The sequence below is a fragment of the Mycobacterium sp. NGS64 genome, from assembly GCF_059812245.1.
This window is the reverse complement of record NZ_JCALCI010000001.1, coordinates 1,621,051-1,635,845: the sequence shown is the minus strand read 5'-3', so window position 1 is coordinate 1,635,845 and position 14,795 is coordinate 1,621,051. Positions and strand designations below refer to the sequence as shown.

Genomic DNA, 14,795 nt, shown 5'->3' with positions numbered 1-14,795 from the left:
GCATCGAATATCCAATGGGTGAAGGGGATTTCGATCATGTCCCTCGTCAGACGGGGATGGATTCCGCTGGTCGCGGTGCTCGTCGTCGCGCTGACGGGGTTCGCCATCTACCGCCTGCACGGAATCTTCGGCTCCCACTCCAACGTCTCGGCCAACAGCGGCCTGGCCCAAGAAATCGTCCCGTTCAACCCTAAGAAGGTGGTGCTCGAGGTCTTCGGCGCGCCGGGCGCCGTGGCGACCATCAACTACCTGGACGTCAACGCTCAACCGCAGCAAGTCAAGAACGCGCCACTCCCCTGGTCGTACACCATCACCTCGACCGAGCCCGCAGTGGTCGGCAACGTCGTGGCGCAGGGCAGCGGGGACACCCTCGGCTGCCGGATCACCGTCAACGGTGAGGTCAAGGACGAACGCACAGTGAACCAAGTCGACGCCTACACCTTCTGCCTGGATAAGTCGGGATGAGTAACCACGAAGAGACACGGCCCCGTGCGCCGCACATCATCCGCCGGCTCGCGCTGCCGATCCTGCTGTTCTGGATCGCGCTCGCCGCGATCACCAACATCGCGGTGCCGCAGCTGGAAGAGGTGGGAAAGACCCACAATGTGGCGCTGAACTCCCCCGATGCGCCGTCGCTGAAGGCGATCAAGCGCATCGGCCAGAAGTTTCAGGAATTCGACACCGACAGCCAGGCGATGATCGTCCTGGAAGGTGACAAGCCGCTCGGCGCGGATGCGCACAAGTTCTACGACGCCATGCTCCGCAAGCTCGAGCAGGACAAGAAGCACGTCGAGCACATTCAGGACTTCTGGGGCGACACCCTGACCGCGGCGGGGTCGCAGAGCAACGACGGCAAGGCGGCCTACGTCCAGCTGTTCCTCGCGGGCAACCAGGGCTCGGCGCTGGCCAACGAGGGCGTCGGCGCCGTCCGCGACATCGTCGAGCACATGCAGCCCCCGCCCGGCGTCAAGGTCTACGTGACCGGCGCGGCGCCGCTGATCTCCGATCAGTTCGACGTCGGTAGCAAGGGCACCGCGAAGGTCACGGCGATCACCGTCGGGGTGATCGCGGTGATGTTGCTGTTCGTCTACCGTTCGCTCTTCACGATGCTGCTCGTGCTTTTCACCGTCCTCATCGAAATGTCCGCGGCCCGGGGAATCGTCGCCTTCCTGGGCAACGCCGGCATCATCGGGTTGTCCACGTACGCGACGAACATCCTCACGTTGCTGGTGATCGCCGCCGGCACGGACTACGCGATATTTTTCGTCGGCCGCTATCAGGAGGCGCGCGGGACCGGCGAGGACAAAGAAACCGCCTACCACACCATGTACCGCGGAACGGCCCATATCGTCCTGGGCTCGGGGCTGACCGTGGCCGGCGCGGTCTTCTGTCTGAGCTTCACCCGGTTGCCCTACTTCCAAAGCCTGGGCATCCCAGCCGCTCTCGGCATCGTCGTCGCGCTCATCGCCTCGCTCACCCTGGGGCCGGCGGTGCTCACCCTGGGTGGCGCCCTGGGCGTGTTCGAGCCGAAACGCGCGATGCGGACACGCGGTTGGCGACGGATCGGCACCGCGATCGTGCGCTGGCCGGCCCCCGTGCTCACCGCCGCATGCGCCCTCGCCCTGGTGGGCCTGCTCGCGCTGCCCGGATACAAGACGAGCTATGACACCCGGCCGTATATGCCCGCCAGCGCCCCGGCCAACATCGGTTACACCGCGGCCGAGCGGCACTTCTCCCGCGCCCGGCTGGAGCCCGAATTGCTCATGGTCGAAACGGATCACGACATGCGCAACCCGGCCGACATGCTCATCCTGGACCGGGTGGCCAAGGCGGTGTTCCACGTCCCCGGCATCGCGCAGGTGCAGACCATCACCAGGCCGTTGGGAACCCCGCTCATCCACAGCTCGCTCGCGTTCGTGATCAGCAATCAGAGCGCCGCGCAGCAGGAAAACCTGACGTACCAACGGGATCGAGCGGACGACCTGCTCAAGCAGGCCGGCGAGCTGGCGAAGACGATCAACATCCTCAAGCAGCAGTACGCCCTGCAGCAGCAGCTGGCCGACGCCACCCACAGCGAGACGCAGAGCTTTCACGACACGGTCGACACGATCCGGGACCTGCGGGACAAGATCGCGAACTTCGACGACTTCTTCCGGCCGATCCGCAGCTATTTCTATTGGGAGAGGCATTGCTTCGACATCCCCGCCTGCTGGGCCATCCGCTCGGTCCTGGACGCGCTCGACGGCGTCGACCAGCTCACGGAGAAGTTTGAGAACCTCACGGCCACCCTGGACAAGCTGGACGCGCTGCAGCCGAAACTGGTGGCGCTGATACCGCCCCAGATCGACAGCCAGGAGACCAACCGCGAGCTGGCGCTGGCGAGCCACGCCACCCAGGCCGGCATCAACGCGCAGACGCAGGCCGCGATCGACAACGCGACAGCGCTGGGGCAGGCCTTCGACACCGCGAAGAACGACGACAGCTTCTACCTGCCGCCCGAGGTGTTCAACAACCCCGACTTCAAGCGGGGGCTGAAACTGTTCCTCTCCCCCGACGGCGAGGCGGCCCGGATGATCGTCACCCATGACGGTGATCCCGCGACGCCGCAAGGCATCTCACACATCGACCCGATCGTCAACGCCGCGCACGAGGCCCTGAAGGGCACCCCGATGGCCGACGCCAAGATCTATGTCGGCGGCACGGCGGCGACGTATAAGGACATCAAAGAGGGCGCGAACTACGACCTGCTGATCGTGGGATTCGCCGCGCTGGCCCTGATCCTGCTGATCATGCTGATCATCACGCGCAGCCTGGTCGCCGCGCTCGTCATCGTTGGGACGGTGGCCCTTTCGCTCGGGGCCTCGTTCGGGCTGTCCGTGCTGGTGTGGCAGTACCTGTTCGGCATCAAGCTGTATTGGGTCGTGCTGGCGCTGGCGGTGATCCTGCTCTTGGCGGTCGGATCCGACTACAACCTGCTGCTGATCTCCCGGTTCAAGGAGGAGATCCACGCCGGTCTCAAGACCGGCATCATTCGCTCGATGGCCGGTTCCGGTTCGGTGGTCACCTCGGCCGGGCTCGTCTTCGCGGTCACCATGTGCGCGTTCGTGTTCAGCGGTTTTCAGGTGCTCGGCCAGATCGGGACGACCATCGGCCTTGGTTTGTTGTTCGACACGCTTATCGTGCGTTCCTTCATGACGCCCTCCGTCGCAACACTTCTCGGGCGCTGGTTCTGGTGGCCCCAACGGGTGCGCCCGCGCCCGGCCAGCACGATGCTGCAGCCCTACGGATCGCGCGCCTCGGTGCGTCAGCTACTGCTGTGGGACGACGACGACACCGCGGTGATGCCTACCCGTACAGATCGACAAACTGCTTCAGCGACTTCTGCACGTCTCCCTTGACCGCGCGGGCCGCGGCCGACCCCACCGGGCCGAACAACGCGCGCCCACCCAGCTCGAGACGCAGACCCAGCGTGGAACCGCCGTCGGCGGGCCGCACGGAGAGCGTCACGGCGTATTTCGCCCCGCCCTTGCCCGATCCCGACATCGCCACCTCGTGCGGCGGATCCCACTTGGTCACCGTCCAGGTCACCCGGTTGCGCAGTCCCTTGGAACGCGCGACGCCGACGATCTGGGTGCCCTCGGCGATCTCGTCGGGCAGCTCGCTGCGCCAGCCCTCGTGAAGCACCAGCCATTCCCCCAGCTCCGACAGGTCCGAGACGTGGTCCCACATCTCCTGCGGGGCCATCGGCATGTCGGCGGTCATCTCAACGGCGGCCACTAATCAAACGTAGCTGCCCGACCAGTGTGAGCCCACGGCTTTCTGTGTGAGCCCCTGGCGCGGATCTCGCGACTTTGTCGCCCTGCACTCACACACAGCGCCCAAGATTCACACTCGCCATCGCGGCCCCACCGCCAAGTACTAGTGGCTGGGGCCGCCGCGGAATCGGTTGCCGATCCGCAGCCCGGGCAGCAGCAATGTCCGCGGCACGAACCGGCCGCCGGTGCTGACGACCTTGGGCACGATGCCCGGCACCACGCTGCGCTTGCCGGCCAGCATCCCGCCGATGGCCGCCTCGGCGACGTCGTGCGGCGAGACCTGCGCCACCGGGATGCTGAACCGCTCGGCGTTGGCGATCTCGGCCCACTCCGTGGGCACCGGGCCCGGACACAGGACGGTCACCGACACCCCGGTCCCGTGCAGCTCCTCGTGAATGGCTTCGGAAAACGTCTGCACGAACGCCTTGGTGGCCGAGTACACCGCCATGTACGGCAACGGCTGGAACCCGGCGATCGAGGCGATGTTCATCACGGCGCCGGCGCCGCGCTCCACCATGCCCGGCAGCGCGGCGTGGGTGAGCTCCATCAGGGCGAGCGCGTTGAGGGTCACCTCTTCGCTTTCGCGCTCGAGCGGCAATTCGTGGAAGATCCCGCTGGTGCCGAAACCGGCGCTGTTGCACAGGCCGGCGATCGGCTCGGTGCGGAGCCGGTCCGCCAGTTTCGCGCGACCCTTGGCGTCGCTGAGGTCCAGCGGCAGGACCTCGACGGCCACGGAGTACTCCTGGCCCACCTCGTTGGCGAGGTCGTCGAGGCGGTCGCGGCGCCGCGCGACCAGCAACAGCGGGAAGCCGCGGCGGGCCAGGCCGCGGGCCAGTTCGGCGCCGATGCCGGAGGAGGCACCGGTGATGACGACGGTGGTGTCGGTATCGGGTTTCGGAAGGCTCATCGTATTACCAATCTTTCCCGTGTCACCAATGTATCCCTCGGGTCGCGCGGACAAACGTCTCGCTCCGCTTGTCGAAAGGCTCTGCGTCGCTGGATGATTCGCCGCCCTTGGCCGCGTCGGAGTCTTTGAACATGGCGAACGCGCGGTTGCGGACGCGGTCCATCACCGCGGGGTTGACGGCGTCGGCGACGGCGGCGAACTGCCCGAACGGCGAGCTCGCGCGGCGGGGGCGGTGCACGATCGCGTCCGTGATCACGCCGGCGGCCTGGTCGGGCGTCAGCGCCGGGAACTTGTCGTACATCGTGGTCGGGCTGATCATCGGCGTGCGCACCAGCGCCATGTGCACGGTGGTGAACTTGACGTCGTCGTTGACGACTTCGGCCTGCAGCGCGTCGCACAGGCTGTCGAGGGCGGCCTTGCTCGCGATGTAGGCGCCGAAGCGCGGCGCTCGGGTCTGCACGCCGACCGAGGAAACGTTGATGATCTGGCCGAAGCCGCGCTCCCGCATGCCCGGGATGAACTTGAGGATGAGCTGGACCGCGCCGAGGTAGTTCAGTTGCATGGTCCGCTGGTAGTCGTGGATGCGGTCGTACGACAGCTCCAGCGATCGCCGGATCGAGCGCCCCGCGTTGTTGATGAGGATGTCGACGCCGCCGAGGTCGTCGAGCACCTGATCGGCCATCGTGGCGATGGCGTCCATGTCGGTCAGGTCGCACGGGTAGATGTGGGCGGTGCCGCCCTCGCCTTCGATCTCCGAGGCGACCTTCTCGAGGTTCTCCCGGGTTCGGGCCACCAGCACCACCACGCCGCCCGCTTCCGCGATCTTCTTGGCGGCGGCGGCGCCGATCCCCGACGACCCTCCCGTGATGAGGACGGTGCAGCCCTCCACGGCGTCGCGCAGCGTGCGGCCCTGCACCGCGTCCAGCAGGTTCCGTAAGTAGAACGGTCGATATCGCCCCGCCGAGTTGGGGGTGTTGATGATGTTGGAGACCGCCGCAAACGGCTTTTCCACCATGTGGGTCAAGTCGCCAAGCAGATTCATCGGCTGTCGCTCCTGAGGGGCAATGTGACGTGGGTCATAAAACCAACCTAGGGCATCGGCCGGCCGGCAGAGGCGGATTGCCGCCATGTGAAGTCCGGTCCGGCAGCTCACCCGGGCGGCCACACCACGGCCATTCGGGGGCAATCGGCTTGTTACACAGGGTAATCCGGGTGTGACCGCGGACTAACTGACGGGCAACGCCCAAATGTTCCAATCGGCGTTATGAAAATGCTGGCGCACTTCCGCAAACCGGAGCCGCACACGATCTACGACCGGATCGGCGGACACGAGGCCATCGAACTGGTCGTCGAGGACTTCTACGTTCGCGTGCTCGCCGACAGCCAACTGGCGGGCTTTTTCACCGGGACCAACATGAACCGCCTCAAGGGCAAACAGGCCGAGTTCTTCGCGGCCGCGCTCGGCGGGCCCGAGCCGTACACCGGAGCGCCGATGAAACAGGTGCACCAGGGTCGCGGCATCACCATGCATCACTTCAACCTGGTGGCCGGGCACCTGGCCGACGCGCTCGCCGCCGCGGGGGTTCCCGCCGCGACGGTCACCGAAATCCTCAGCGCCATCGCGCCGCTGGCGCCCGAGATCGCGTCGCCGGAAACCACCAAGGTCTAGGCGCGGCGCTCCCCGGCGACCTCGGCGAGCCTTCGACGCAGATACCGAATAACGCCGGCGTCGGCGGTGAGATCGATGGCCCTGCGGTAGGCCTCTGCCGCCGCCGCGGGCCTCCCCGCCTCGGCCAGCAAATGCGCACGCGCCGTCCAGGCCGGCTGGAAGCGCGTCATCGCCGGGTCGGTGATTCCCTCGAGCGCGACCAGCCCCGCCTCCGGCCCGTCGAGCCGGCCGTCGACGACCGCCAGGGAAACCGCCGCACCCAAAGACGGCGCGACGTGCAGCAGCGCCCGATGCAGTTTGCGCAGCGCCGCCCAATCCGTTCGCCCGCCGTGCGCCCGCGCGCAGTGCGTCGACTGGATGGCCGCCTCGTACTGGTACCGCCCGGGCCGGCCGAGGGCGTGGGCCCGACCCAGCAGTGCCTCGCCGCGCGCGATCATCGCCGAATCCCACAGCCGGGTGTCCTGGTCGTCCAGCGGCACGAACTCGCCGCGCTTGGTGCGCCGCGCCCGCCGGCGCGATTCGGACAGGCAGATCAGCGCCGCCAGCCCGAGCGCCTCGGGCTCCTCGGGCAACAGGTCGGCCAGCATCAGCGCCAGATGCTGGGCCTCGGCGGCTAACGACTCGATCGGCGGACCCTGCGGCTCGAGCTGCCAATCGATCGCCCACGCACCGTAGACGGCCTCAAGCACGGCCGGCAGCCGCTCGTCGAAGTCCGCCGGGACCGCGAACGGGATGCGCGCGTCGCGAATCCTGCGTTTGGCGCGGACCAGCCGCTGGGCCAGGGTCGCGGGTGGCAGCGAGAACGCCCGCGCGATCGCCGCCGAGTCGACGCCCAGCACCGTCTGCAGCATCAACGCGGTGCGGCAATTGGCGGCGATCGCGGGATGCGCACAGACCAACATCAGCTCCAGGCGACGTTCGGGGATCGCCTCCGGTGTCGGGAAATCGCCACTGATATCCCATGTTTCGGGCAGAGGGCCGGTCTTCCGGTGGGCGTGCGACTTCCACCGGTCGCGCTGCCGATTGCGGGCGACAGTAAGGACCCAGGCTTCGGGGTTGTCCGGTATCCCGTCCTCCGGCCAACGGGCGAGCGCGCGCTCCAGCGCGTCGCCAATGGCATCTTCGGCCGTGGCGATGTCGGCACTCGGCGCGGCCAGCACCGCAAGCAATCGGCCGTAGGATCTGCGGACCAGCTCGGCCACCCGGGCCTGCGCCTCATTCAGGGCTGTACCATCCCTTGCCGCTCGCGTAAGTGACTGCGACAGGCCGGATTTCGACCGACCCCCACCCAGCGGCCGGGCACCGCCTGGCCCACGACAGGGCGGCGTCCAGGTCCGGGACATCGATGGTGAAGATCCCGCCCAGGCGTTCCTTGGTGTCGGCGAACGGCCCGTCCTGGATCCTTGGTTCGCCGTCGCGCGCCGTGAACGTGGTCGACGCGACGGCCGATTGCAGGACCTGGGTGCCGATCAGCACGCCGGCCGCGTCGAGGTCGTCGGCGTACTTGGCGAACGCCGCCCGCGCGGGCGCCATGTCTTCCTCGGTCAGCCCGAGTTCGCCGCCCTCCTGGTAGTGCATGAGCAGGCAGTACTGCATGATGATGCCCCTTTCTTCTCGATGGTTTCACCGCAATGACGATTGAGGCCACGTCCGATCGACACCACAATGCAATGCATGCCCCGCACATTCGAAGATTTGGTGGCCGAAGCCGACTCGGTCAACGTTGACGGCTGGGACTTCTCCTGGCTCGACGGCCGTGCGACCGAGGAACGACCGTCCTGGGGCTTCCAGCGGCTATTGAGCGGCCGCTTGGCGACGGTGTCGGCCGCTCTGGACATCCACACCGGAGGGGGCGAGGTGTTAGCCGGGGCGGGGCCGTTCCCGCCGACCATGGCGGCGATCGAGACCTGGCCGCCCAACGCGGCGCTGGCGACCAAGCGCCTGCATCCGCTCGGCGTGGTGCTCGTGGCGATGCGCGACGAGCCTCCGTTGCCGTTCGCCGACGAGGCGTTCGACCTGGTGACCACGCGCCACCCGATCTCGGTGTGGTGGAAGGAAATCCTTCGGGTGCTCCGGCCGGGGGGCACCTACTTCGCGCAGCACATCGGTCCCGCCACCATGGGCGAGCTGGTCGAGTACTTCATCGGACCGCAGCCCGAGAAATGGGCCGAATTTCACCCGGACGCCGTGCGGGCGCAGGTGCAGGCCGCGGGGCTGGAGGTCGTCGACGTGCGCATGGAGCGGCTGCGCGCCGAGTTCTTCGACATCGGCGCCGTCGTCTACTTCCTGCGCAAGGTGGTGTGGACGGTGCCGGACTTCACCGTCGAGCGCTATCGGGACCGGCTGCGGGAACTGCACGAGCGGATCGAGGCCGACGGGCGGTTCATCGCGCACCCGACGCGGGTGCTCGTCGAGGCGCGCAAGCCCGGCTGATCAGCCCTCGTCGCGCAGCACGTCCAGCGCGTGCTGCAGATCCGGCGGGTAGGGGCTGACGATTTCGATTCGCCGGCCGTCGGCCGGGTGGGCGAACGCCAGCGAACGCGCGTGCAGCCATTGCCGTTCCAGCCCAAGCCTTTTCGCGAGTTTCGGGTCGGCGCCATAGACGAGGTCACCGCAGCAGGGGTGGTGCAGCGCGGAGAAGTGCACCCGGATCTGATGCGTGCGTCCGGTTTCCAGGTGCACGTCGAGCAGGCTGGCGGCGACGTGGGCTTCCAGCGTGTCGTAGTGGGTGAGGCTGTGCCGGCCGTCTTTGGTGACCGCGAATTTCCATTCGCCGCCGCGGTGCCGCCCGATCGGCGCGTCGATCGTCCCGCTGGACGGGTCCGGGTGGCCCTGCACCAGCGCGTGATAGCGCTTGTCGACGGTGCGCTGCTTGAACGCCCGCTTGAGCACCGTGTAGGCGCGCTCGGAGAGCGCCACCACCATCACCCCGGAGGTCCCGACGTCGAGACGATGCACGATGCCCTGGCGCTCCGGCACGCCGGATGTGGTGATCCGGTAACCGGCGGCGGCCAGGCCGCCGAGCACCGTGGGTCCGGTCCAGCCGACCGACGCGTGCGCGGCCACCGCCGCGGGTTTGTCGACCGCGACGATGTCGTCGTCGGAATACAGGATGGTCATGCCCTCGATGTCGACGGGCGTGTTTTGCAGCGGCGCCGGCGCGTCGGGCATCCGCACGTGTAGCCAGGCGCCGCTCGTCAGGCGGTCGGACTTGCCGGCCTGCACACCGTCCAATTCGACGCCGCCGTCCTCGGCCAGCGCCGCCGCCGCGGTCCGCGACAGCCCCAACAGCCGCGACAGCCCGGCGTCAACACGCATGCCCGCCAATCCCTCCGGGACGGGCATCGAACGTTCGGTCATCAGTGCTGATCGGCCTTGCGGCGGGCCACGGCATCCCCGTTGGGTTTTCGGCGGCCCACGGCATCGAAGTCGTAGCCGAAGACCGACAGCACCACCAACAGGATGGCCCCGCCGACCACGGAGGGGTCGGCGACGTTGAACACCGGCCACCAGCCGACCGACAGGAAATCCACGACATGGCCGCGCAGCGGCCCGGGCGACCGGAAGAACCGATCGACCAGGTTGCCCATCGCGCCGCCGAGGATCATGCCGAGCCCGACCGCCCACCACGGCGACACCAGCCGCCGCCCCATCCAGAAGATGCCGACCACCACACCCGTCGCGATCAGCGTCAGCACCCAGGTGTATCCGGTCGCCATCGAGAACGCGGCGCCCGAATTGCGCACCAACGTCCACGTCACGGTGTCGCCGATGATCGACACCGGCTGGCCGGGCGGCAGCAGTTTGACGGCCAGCACCTTGGTCACGATGTCCAGGGCCAGCACCACCGCCGCGACCGACATCAGCAGGCGCAGCCGCCTCGGCGGCCTGGCGGGTGTGGGTTCGGGTTCGGCCACCTCCGGGGCCGGTCCTGCTGGTTCGTCGGACACGTCACCCATCATCCCCTAACCCGCACATGCGCGATGATGCCACCGTGACTTCCTCGAAGGCCCGGCTCACCGTCATCGCCACCGGCGGCACGATATCGACCGGCAAAGGGGCCGACGGGGTGCGCCGACCGGCGTACAGCGGGGCGGACCTGACTGCTCCCGTTAGTAAAGGTCTCGACGTGGACGTCGTCGACCTGCTGGCCCTCGACAGCTCCGAGCTGACGCCCGCCGATTGGGACCGCGTCCGCGGCGCCGTGCGGGCCGCGATCGACGGCGGCGCCGACGGTGTGGTGGTCACCCACGGCACCGACACCATGGAAGAGAGCGCGCTCTGGCTGGACCTCACCCACGCGGGGAACGTCCCGGTGGTGCTCACCGGCGCCATGCGCAGCGCCGACGCCCCCGACGCCGACGGCCCCGCCAATCTGCGCGACGCGCTGGCGGTCGCGGCCAGCCCGGCCGCCCGCGACCTGGGGGTGCTGGTGTGTTTCGCCGGGCGGGTGCTACAACCGCTGGGCATGCACAAGGTGGCCACCGAGGACCTGAGCGGGTTCGCCGGCGAACTGGTCGGCAGGGTGGACAGCGGCGGCGTGACCCTGACCGGCCCCAAGACCCGCCCGTACCTGGGCGATCTCGACGCCGCCGGCGCTCCCCGGGTCGACATCGTGGCGGCGTACCTCGGGAGCGACTCGGTGGCACTGGACGCCTGCGTAGCCGCCGGCGCGCGGGGCGTGGTGCTGGAGGCGGTGGGTTCAGGCAACGCCGGAGCCGCGGTCGTCGACGGGGTGCGCCGGCACTGCCGCGACGGGGTGAACATCGCAGTGTCCACCCGGGTCCCGGGCGGGCGGGTCGGCGCGAGTTACGGTCCCGGCCACGACATGGCCACCGCGGGCGCGGTGATGGTGCCGCGGCTGCGGCCGCCGCAGGCGCGGGTGCTGATGATGGCCGCGTTGGCCGCGGGGCTACCCGTCGCCGACGTCATCGACCGTTGGGGCTAGCAGCGCGTCGGCCTGCAGCGCGCCGAGATAATCCGGCCAGTCCAGAGAGTCGACCGGGTTGGCGCCGGTCAGGTCGGCGGTGTCGGCGGGAAAGGTGCGCGCCTGCCCCGGGCCCGAACCGCGGGTCTCGAAGCGCACCGTCACCACGCCATGGCCGGCGCCCTGCACCCAGCCGTGCCCGAATTCCCGGTGCGCTATGTCATCTCCCACCCGCCACGGCGATGTCTCCTCGGTCGCCGGCGCGAACATGGCCTCGGCCGCGGTCTCGATGTGCTGCTGGTCGGAAGTCTCCCCCGACGATTCGAGGTCTGGGAACAGCGATTCCTGGCGGACGTCGCTCAATCCCGAAAAACCCACGCCGAGAAGGCGAATCGGCCCGATTTCGCGCGGGTCGAGCAGCAGCCGGCGGGCCAGCGCGGTAAGGGCGCCGGCCTCGGTGGTCGCGTAGGGCAACGTCGCCGAGCGGGTCAGCGTGCTCATGTCGGACTTCTTCAGCTTCACCGTGACGGTGCGCGCGCCGCGGCCGTCGCGCAACAGGCGCTGGTGGGCGTGCTCGGCGATCGGGTCGATCGCGTCGCGCAGCTGCTCGAGGCTGGTTAGGTCCGCGGCGAAGGTCGACTCGGCGCTGATCTGCTTGGCCACCGCGCGCTCGGCGACGGGGCGGTCGTCGATGCCCCGGGCCAGGCGGTGCAGCGCCGGCCCGACCGTCGCGCCCAGGATGTTGGCCACCTCGGCGTCGGTCAGCGCCGCCAGCTGCCCGATGGTCTCGATGCCCAGCCGATTCAACTTCTCCTCGGCGACCGGGCCGATGCCCCACAGCCGCCGCACCGGCAACCCGCCCAGCAGCGCCTGCTCCTCTTCGCGCCGGACCACCCGCACACCATCGGGTTTGGCCAGTCCGGACGCGATCTTGGCGATCTGCTTGCCCGAGCCCGCACCGACCGACGCGACCAGGCCGGTCTCGTCGCGAATGCGCCGCCGCAACTCCTCGCAGAACGCCTCGACGTCCTCGGCCGCCGCCCCGGCGAGCTGCGGCGGCTCCCCGAAACCTTCGTCGACGGATAGCTGCTCGACGACGGGCACCATCAGGCGGATGGTGTCGAAGACCCGGCGGCTGGCCACCCCGTACACCACGCCGCGCGGCGGCAGCACGACGGCGGTCACGCCGATCAGCCGGCGGGCCTGGTGCATCGGCATGGCCGACCGCGCGCCGAACACGCGGGCCTCGTAGCTGGCCCCGGCCACGACGCCCCGCCCGCCCAGGCCGCCGACCAGCACCGGCCGCCCCCGCAGGGTCGGTCGGGTGAGTTGTTCGACGGAGGCGAAAAACGCGTCCATGTCCAGGTGCAGCACCCACCGGGACTCCACAACTGCAAATGCTATTGGGATAACGTCTTTGGGTATGGCAATGAACCTCGCGCACCGACGGATTTGCAGCTCGGATCGCTGGGCGAAGCAGGTGGAAGACGACCTGCTGCCGTGGGCGCTGGCCGGTGTGGAGCTGGGCGACAACACGCTCGAGATCGGACCCGGTTACGGCGCGATCCTGCGGGTGCTGGTCGACAAGACGCCGAGACTGACCTCGGTGGAGATCGACGCCCCGATGGCGCAGCGACTGCAGCGGCTCTACGGCGATCGGGCCCGCATCATCAACGCCGACGGCACGGACACCGGGTTGCCGGACAACGAGTTCAGCTCGGTGGTGTCGTTCACGATGCTGCATCACGTCCCGACCGCGGAGCTGCAGGACCGGCTGTTCGCCGAGGCGTTCCGGGTGCTCCGGCCCGGCGGCGTCTTCGCCGGCAGCGACAGTGTGACGTCGGTGCGGTTCCGCCTCCTGCACTTCCGCGACACGTGCAACACGGTCTCTCCGGAAACCTTGCCGGATCGCTTGCGGGCGGCGGGTTTTCGCGATGTGGAGGTCGAGGTCCGCGGCGGCAGGCAGCGTTGGCGGGCGGTCAAGGGCGCCTGATGGTTGACGCGGCGCCATCACGATGGGCGCGGTTACGCCGCCAATGGGACGAGCGGCTGGAACCCGGTGAGCAGGCCACCGTTCTGGCCTGGTCGTCGTTCACGCTCACGTTCGCCGGACTGCGCGGGCTCACCCACTGGATCCGTGCCGGCCACGGACCGTCGGGGGGCGGTATCAACCTGGGCGGCAAGCACTTTCACCACTACAACATCGGTATCGCGATGCTGGCGACGGTGGCCGGCGTGGGTTTGCGCGGGACCGAAAGGCAGCGACGACACCCCGCGGCGGCGGTCGCATACGGTGCCGCGAACGCGATGATCGTCGACGAGCTGGCCCTGCTGCTGGACCTCAAGGACGTGTACTGGGCACGGGAGGGCCGCGAGAGCGTCGACGTCGCGGTCGGGCTCATCGCCACCGGCGCGACCGTCGTGGCCGGCATGCCGTTCTGGCCGCACGCCCACCGCGCGCTCCGAGCCCGCTAGCGATTCGCGGCAAGCGAAAGGGCGAGACCGGCTCTCCTCCGGTCTCGCCCTGCGCCCGCCGTCACTTCTTGCCCGGGATCACCTGCGGGTGGAGCGGCTGCTGCTGAACCGGCTGCGGGTGGACCGGCTGCTGCTGAATCGGCTGCGGGTGAATGGGTTGCTGCTGGATCGGATGCTGCTGGCAGGCCAAGCACTCGATCGGTCCGTGGCCACCACCTTGCTGCTGACCACCACCTTGCTGCTGGCCGCCCCCTTGCTGCTGACCGCCCTGCTGCTGGCCACCGCCCTGCTGCTGGCCACCGCCTTGCTGCTGGCCGCCGCCCTGCTGCTGTCCGCCGCCACTCGGGTGATCGCCATCATGGTCCGACGGCACCGGAACGGGTATGGGCACGGGCACCACCACCGGCGGGATGTTCACCGTCACGTTCGGCGGTGGCGGCGGGGTGCCGGGGTCGGCCGGCGCGTCGGGCGGGGTGCCCGGGTCGGCGGGCGGCGCCGCGACGACCGGCGCGGGGGCGTTCCACACCGGCGCGCCGCCACCGCTGACCGGACCGCTCGGCAATTGCGCGGCGTCGGGCGGCGTGACGAGGGACGGCGGGGCCGGCGCCACGGGCGGCGGCGCGACCGCGGCGGCGGACTGTGGCGAAATCGGACTGACATTGGAATTCGGGACGACGACGGCCGGCTTCTCCTGCTTAGAGCCCGTCCCGTCGATGAGCATCATGCCCAGCCCGCCGACCACTCCTAGCCCGGCGATCACCGCCGCGGCGATCAGGACGGTCGTGGCCCGCGAGCGCGGCTGCTCGGTCACCGTGGTGGGCGGGAAGTCCTCGAAGTTTGCGGGTTCCGACAGGGATCCGTCTTCGATCGAGGGGTCACCCAACGGGCTCGACGCCCACGCCTCGGCGACCGTGAGGTCCTCGTGCGGGATGGCGGCGAAGGTAGCGGACTGGAAGTCTTCGATGGTGCTCATGGTGCGTTCCTTAACTGTGGTCGCGGCCC

16 protein-coding genes are annotated in these 14,795 nt (G+C 69.0%); 7 read left to right on the top strand and 9 right to left on the bottom strand.

What is annotated here, in order from left to right:
• Positions 1–36: 36 nt before the first annotated feature.
• Together AC5Y4S_RS08085 and AC5Y4S_RS08080 are read left to right on the top strand one after the other, a co-directional pair.
• Positions 37–465, top strand: coding sequence for an MmpS family transport accessory protein (locus tag AC5Y4S_RS08085; protein WP_500031821.1), 429 nt, complete (start codon positions 37–39; stop codon positions 463–465).
• On the top strand, positions 462–3,398 hold the full coding sequence (locus tag AC5Y4S_RS08080) for an MMPL/RND family transporter (protein WP_500031817.1): 2,937 nt from the start codon (positions 462–464) through the stop codon (positions 3,396–3,398). The genes AC5Y4S_RS08085 and AC5Y4S_RS08080 overlap by 4 nt, the downstream gene beginning before the upstream one ends.
• Here the strand turns inward: AC5Y4S_RS08080 and AC5Y4S_RS08075 are convergent.
• The 3 genes from AC5Y4S_RS08075 to AC5Y4S_RS08065 all read right to left on the bottom strand — a co-directional run bounded on the left by AC5Y4S_RS08075 (position 3,346) and on the right by AC5Y4S_RS08065 (position 5,764).
• On the bottom strand, positions 3,346–3,777 hold the full coding sequence (locus AC5Y4S_RS08075; protein ID WP_500031815.1) for a type II toxin-antitoxin system Rv0910 family toxin: 432 nt from the start codon (positions 3,775–3,777) through the stop codon (positions 3,346–3,348). The genes AC5Y4S_RS08080 and AC5Y4S_RS08075 overlap by 53 nt on opposite strands.
• Positions 3,778–3,918: 141 nt before the next feature.
• Positions 3,919–4,722, bottom strand: coding sequence for an SDR family NAD(P)-dependent oxidoreductase (locus AC5Y4S_RS08070; protein WP_500031813.1), 804 nt, complete (start codon positions 4,720–4,722; stop codon positions 3,919–3,921).
• A 22-nt stretch (positions 4,723–4,744) separates the two neighbouring features.
• Positions 4,745–5,764, bottom strand: coding sequence for an SDR family NAD(P)-dependent oxidoreductase (locus AC5Y4S_RS08065; protein ID WP_500031811.1), 1,020 nt, complete (start codon positions 5,762–5,764; stop codon positions 4,745–4,747).
• Positions 5,765–5,986: 222 nt separating this feature from the next.
• Here AC5Y4S_RS08065 and AC5Y4S_RS08060 point away from each other — a divergent pair, with 222 nt between their 5' ends.
• On the top strand, positions 5,987–6,391 hold the full coding sequence (locus tag AC5Y4S_RS08060) for a group I truncated hemoglobin (protein WP_500031808.1): 405 nt from the start codon (positions 5,987–5,989) through the stop codon (positions 6,389–6,391).
• Here the strand turns inward: AC5Y4S_RS08060 and AC5Y4S_RS08055 are convergent.
• Together AC5Y4S_RS08055 and AC5Y4S_RS08050 are read right to left on the bottom strand one after the other, a co-directional pair.
• On the bottom strand, positions 6,388–7,593 hold the full coding sequence (locus AC5Y4S_RS08055) for an RNA polymerase sigma factor (RefSeq protein WP_500031806.1): 1,206 nt from the start codon (positions 7,591–7,593) through the stop codon (positions 6,388–6,390). The two genes, AC5Y4S_RS08060 and AC5Y4S_RS08055, sit on opposite strands and share 4 nt — an antisense overlap.
• 13 nt (positions 7,594–7,606) lie before the next feature.
• Entirely contained in the window at positions 7,607–7,987 is a 381-nt protein-coding gene (locus AC5Y4S_RS08050) for a YciI family protein (RefSeq protein ID WP_500031804.1), read from the bottom strand.
• Positions 7,988–8,065: 78 nt separating this feature from the next.
• On the opposite strand from AC5Y4S_RS08050, the gene AC5Y4S_RS08045 reads away from it, so the two are divergent.
• The gene (locus tag AC5Y4S_RS08045) at positions 8,066–8,824 is read left to right on the top strand and encodes a class I SAM-dependent methyltransferase (RefSeq protein WP_500031802.1); all 759 of its coding nucleotides are present in this window, start codon (positions 8,066–8,068) and stop codon (positions 8,822–8,824) included.
• Here AC5Y4S_RS08045 and AC5Y4S_RS08040 read toward each other — a convergent pair whose 3' ends face one another.
• The gene (locus AC5Y4S_RS08040) at positions 8,825–9,751 is read right to left on the bottom strand and encodes an RluA family pseudouridine synthase (RefSeq protein ID WP_500031800.1); all 927 of its coding nucleotides are present in this window, start codon (positions 9,749–9,751) and stop codon (positions 8,825–8,827) included.
• Positions 9,751–10,341 (bottom strand): signal peptidase II, encoded by a 591-nt coding sequence (gene lspA, locus AC5Y4S_RS08035; RefSeq protein WP_500031798.1) that lies wholly within the window; start codon positions 10,339–10,341, stop codon positions 9,751–9,753. The genes AC5Y4S_RS08040 and lspA overlap by 1 nt, the downstream gene beginning before the upstream one ends.
• A 26-nt stretch (positions 10,342–10,367) precedes the next feature.
• On the opposite strand from lspA, the gene AC5Y4S_RS08030 reads away from it, so the two are divergent.
• Entirely contained in the window at positions 10,368–11,339 is a 972-nt protein-coding gene (locus tag AC5Y4S_RS08030; protein WP_500031796.1) for an asparaginase, read from the top strand.
• Here AC5Y4S_RS08030 and AC5Y4S_RS08025 read toward each other — a convergent pair.
• Entirely contained in the window at positions 11,304–12,707 is a 1,404-nt protein-coding gene (locus tag AC5Y4S_RS08025) for a DNA polymerase IV (protein ID WP_500031794.1), read from the bottom strand. The genes AC5Y4S_RS08030 and AC5Y4S_RS08025 overlap by 36 nt on opposite strands.
• A gap of 34 nt (positions 12,708–12,741) precedes the next feature.
• Between AC5Y4S_RS08025 and AC5Y4S_RS08020 the strand changes: the two genes are divergently transcribed.
• Both AC5Y4S_RS08020 and AC5Y4S_RS08015 read left to right on the top strand, forming a co-directional pair.
• Complete coding sequence (locus AC5Y4S_RS08020; protein WP_500031792.1) at positions 12,742–13,311, top strand: class I SAM-dependent methyltransferase; 570 nt, start codon at positions 12,742–12,744, stop codon at positions 13,309–13,311.
• Positions 13,311–13,793 (top strand): hypothetical protein, encoded by a 483-nt coding sequence (locus AC5Y4S_RS08015; protein WP_500031790.1) that lies wholly within the window; start codon positions 13,311–13,313, stop codon positions 13,791–13,793. Before AC5Y4S_RS08020 ends, AC5Y4S_RS08015 begins: the two co-directional genes overlap by 1 nt.
• 61 nt (positions 13,794–13,854) lie before the next feature.
• Here AC5Y4S_RS08015 and AC5Y4S_RS08010 read toward each other — a convergent pair whose 3' ends face one another.
• On the bottom strand, positions 13,855–14,766 hold the full coding sequence (locus AC5Y4S_RS08010) for a hypothetical protein (RefSeq protein WP_500031788.1): 912 nt from the start codon (positions 14,764–14,766) through the stop codon (positions 13,855–13,857).
• Between the last annotated feature and the right edge of the window lie 29 nt (positions 14,767–14,795).

What these genes read in the sequence shown, in the direction of transcription:
- AC5Y4S_RS08040 (WP_500031800.1), bottom strand. Translation starts at nt 9,751, where the DNA reads ATGACCGAACGTTCGATGCCCGTCCCGGAGGGATTGGCGGGCATGCGT.
- AC5Y4S_RS08015 (WP_500031790.1), top strand. Translation starts at nt 13,311, where the DNA reads ATGGTTGACGCGGCGCCATCACGATGGGCGCGGTTACGCCGCCAATGG.
- AC5Y4S_RS08070 (WP_500031813.1), bottom strand. Translation starts at nt 4,722, where the DNA reads ATGAGCCTTCCGAAACCCGATACCGACACCACCGTCGTCATCACCGGT.
- AC5Y4S_RS08050 (WP_500031804.1), bottom strand. Translation starts at nt 7,987, where the DNA reads ATGCAGTACTGCCTGCTCATGCACTACCAGGAGGGCGGCGAACTCGGG.
- AC5Y4S_RS08020 (WP_500031792.1), top strand. Translation starts at nt 12,742, where the DNA reads ATGGCAATGAACCTCGCGCACCGACGGATTTGCAGCTCGGATCGCTGG.
- AC5Y4S_RS08080 (WP_500031817.1), top strand. Translation starts at nt 462, where the DNA reads ATGAGTAACCACGAAGAGACACGGCCCCGTGCGCCGCACATCATCCGC.
- AC5Y4S_RS08060 (WP_500031808.1), top strand. Translation starts at nt 5,987, where the DNA reads ATGAAAATGCTGGCGCACTTCCGCAAACCGGAGCCGCACACGATCTAC.
- AC5Y4S_RS08045 (WP_500031802.1), top strand. Translation starts at nt 8,066, where the DNA reads ATGCCCCGCACATTCGAAGATTTGGTGGCCGAAGCCGACTCGGTCAAC.
- AC5Y4S_RS08030 (WP_500031796.1), top strand. Translation starts at nt 10,368, where the DNA reads ATGCGCGATGATGCCACCGTGACTTCCTCGAAGGCCCGGCTCACCGTC.
- AC5Y4S_RS08085 (WP_500031821.1), top strand. Translation starts at nt 37, where the DNA reads ATGTCCCTCGTCAGACGGGGATGGATTCCGCTGGTCGCGGTGCTCGTC.
- AC5Y4S_RS08065 (WP_500031811.1), bottom strand. Translation starts at nt 5,764, where the DNA reads ATGAATCTGCTTGGCGACTTGACCCACATGGTGGAAAAGCCGTTTGCG.
- AC5Y4S_RS08010 (WP_500031788.1), bottom strand. Translation starts at nt 14,766, where the DNA reads ATGAGCACCATCGAAGACTTCCAGTCCGCTACCTTCGCCGCCATCCCG.